The 2,898-nt window shown below is 56.5% G+C and carries 3 protein-coding genes; all 3 read right to left on the minus strand.

Annotated features, from left to right (window positions below; genetic code table 11):
• Positions 1-542: 542 nt before the first annotated feature.
• Entirely contained in the window at positions 543-1,118 is a 576-nt protein-coding gene (locus AC221Y_RS22825) for a c-type cytochrome (RefSeq protein WP_486708582.1), read from the minus strand.
• Positions 1,115-2,368, minus strand: a complete 1,254-nt coding sequence (locus tag AC221Y_RS22830) for a PQQ-dependent sugar dehydrogenase (RefSeq protein ID WP_486708583.1) — start codon at positions 2,366-2,368, stop codon at positions 1,115-1,117. The genes AC221Y_RS22825 and AC221Y_RS22830 overlap by 4 nt, the downstream gene beginning before the upstream one ends.
• Positions 2,369-2,648: 280 nt before the next feature.
• The coding region (locus tag AC221Y_RS22835; protein WP_486708584.1) for a hypothetical protein at positions 2,649-2,898 on the minus strand (250 nt) is incomplete at its 5' end.

Consider the following 2,898-nt stretch of genomic DNA (forward strand, 5'->3'; position numbering starts at 1 on the left):
AGTCTGATGAAACTGTCAGCAAAACAGGCCAATGGATGCGAAAAAGGCAGCCAATCGGCAAAAGTCGGCCGTGAAAGCCGCAGTACCTGTGATCATCAATGCGATGAACCTGGCCCTTCCGGCCAACCAAGGCTGCATCTGTAACGCACAATCCACATAGCAGCGAAACCTGCCCGCGCTTTCCTCCTTGTCGGATTTGTCGCCGCTGCATCTCCCGATGACAGCAGCCACAAACCTTAGACGAAGCCGCCGTTCGTAATGGACAGACCATTCAAGCTGTTGAGAAACGATTTCCAGCAGCCCGCAAGCGGGACAGGGTTCTGAGTTTGAACAGGTTGGAGCAACCTTTCGGACTCGTGTTCAGCGCCTTTCTGGTGAAGTTTTCGCGCAGCAGTTGTCATCTTCGGCACTCATTCCGTTCAATAGCCTCTGTCAATGCAAGAGAACAAGATCACCCCATCGACAAAGATACGATCTTTGATAAACATGATCAGTGGATTTCGTCGGAGTTCGACATATCATCAAATCCGCGACGCATCTGTTCAGTCGGCGGTGGTGATCTCAATTTTCACGGAAGCATACCAATCGGCAGCAGCCCGGATTTCCTCATCCGTGAGGTCAGCAGCGATAGCTGACATCAGTTCATTTGTGCGGCTGCCTCTGCGAAAGGCCTTGAGCTGGGTGTCGATGTAGATGTTGGTCTCTCCCGCCAGATTGGGCACGTCCTCTGTCAGTCCGATACCGTCTTGGCCATGGCAGGCGACGCAAACCTCCGGTGCGCCTGCAACATCGGCAGTCAGGGTCGCTTTCACGTCATGACTGGCATACCACGTTGCCAGATCAGCGATCTGTTGGTCGGTGAGGGACTTGGCCACAACGCTCATCATCTCGTGCGTACGGGTCCCGTCGCGGAAGGACGTCAACTGCGAGGAGATATAGGGCGCGGGTTCGCCCCCAATATGTGGCGCAATTGGAATTTTTGCAAAGCCGTCGATACCGTGGCAGGTTCGGCATTGCCCGGCAAGCTTGCGCCCTTCGGCCGGATCACCGGCGGTCTGGGCGCAGACGGCCCCGGCGAGGAAGATCCCACCGAGGCTCAGGAGTTTACCCTTGATCATTCGCCGTAGCTGATTCGATAGATAGCGCCAGCGAGGTCATCCGACACAAGTATGGACCCGTCACGCAACTGCGCGACATCTACCGGGCGGCCCAGGTATTCGCCGTTCTCGTCGATCCAGCCCTCTGCAAATGGCTTGATGGTGGCGTTGCCCTCAGCATCGATTGTTGTGACCATGACCCGTGCGCCGACCGGAGTCGTGCGGTTCCAGGATCCGTGCTGCGCCGAGAAAATGGCGTTCTTATAGGCCGCCGGGAACTGGTTGCCGGTGTAGAACATCATGCCCAGATCGGCGGCATGGGCCACGGTTTCGACAGCGGGGAACACGATGTCCGCAGGTGGCTCGCTATCCTTGTACTCGTTGGTGCGAGTGCTTCCTCCGCCATACCATGGAAATCCGAAGTGCTGGCCCATCGCGGTCTGGTGGTTGATCTCACCTGCCGGGATGTCGTCGCCCATGCCGTCTACCTGATTGTCGGTCCACCAAAGCTCGCCGGTTTCGGGGTGGAAGTCTTGCCCGACCGAGTTCCGCACACCGTAGGTATAGACTTCACGATCAGTCCCATCGCGGTTCATCCTGATGATGCCGCCAATTCCCCATTCCCGGTACATGTCCAGCTTTTCTGCAGGCGGGACGTTGTAGGGCTGACCCAACGAGATATAAAGCTTGTTGTCCGGACCGATATCGCAGACCCGTGCACCATGGTTGAAGCTCTCTTCGTCCGCCGGAATCAGCTCGCCTTCAGGTACGACAACGCCAACGGCAACATCCGGGCTTTCATAAAAGAACTCGGCTGCCGGGAAAACAAGAACACGGTTCGATTCCACCATGTAGGCAAAGCCGTCCGGAGAAAAACAAATCCCGTTGGGTACTTTTTTCTGGATCGAGGGTGCCAGCGTTTTCACTTCGTCGGCGACCCGGTCCTTATTGCGGTCTGTCACGGCCCAGGCGTCGGATTTGCGCGTTCCCACGAAGGTCACAACACCCTGCGGTCCGACCGCCATGTGGCGCGCGTCCGGCACGATGGCGTAGAGCGCGATCTTGAAGCCGTCGGGCAAAGTAACGCGCTCGAGGTTCTTCTTGATGCCGTCTGCGTATTCTCCGCTTTGCTCGACGTAGGTGAATTCGGCTCCGGCGGTGGTCTTGTTGTCGAGTAACCTTTCAAGGTTGCTCGGCAGTTCGGCGCTTTGTGCTGAGACATAGCCCGTGGTCAGCGCCATTGCCGCGATGGATGAAAGTAAACTTTTCATACAATTCCCCTCCCATGGTGGAATTTTAAGGATACGCTGTAATGCAGCGCTCTCTTGTTTTTTGTTGCGCCTGCTTACAGTTTTCCCTGCTCTTTCTCCAGCGGACAGATCGGTCTACTAGCTACTCAATCTGTACTGGAAATAGTCGGGGTTTCTTTGCGAAAGTCAACTGGACTCTGCAAAATCGAAGAATGCATGCATTGCGTCTTGCTATTCTGGCCTCGTCATTTCGCAAAGCCGCAGTTCAGTCGCCAATGGCGAAGCTTCAGGACATGCTCCTTTACAGGGCAAGTCCACAGGGTGTCCAATGTCGGCGCGTCGACATAGCAGCCGTACGCGGCGCGGCATGTGCGAAACGGGTCTCAGCCTTTGCGTTCAGTTCGGGCTCAGTGCGGACTTGCGGCGGTGCAGCGGGGCAAGCCTGGACTGCGCTTCGGAAGCAGCCATTCCCGAAACACAGAAAATTCAACGCTTTCAGCGGTGCGGCCCGATGCTCGGACATTCGGCTGTTCGGAGCGGTCGTTGGACTA

The organism is Boseongicola sp., assembly GCF_057460485.1.

Excerpts from the sequence above, each read along its gene's own strand:
- AC221Y_RS22825 (WP_486708582.1), bottom strand. The coding sequence starts at position 1,118 with ATGATCAAGGGTAAACTCCTGAGCCTCGGTGGGATCTTCCTCGCCGGG.
- AC221Y_RS22830 (WP_486708583.1), bottom strand. The coding sequence starts at position 2,368 with ATGAAAAGTTTACTTTCATCCATCGCGGCAATGGCGCTGACCACGGGC.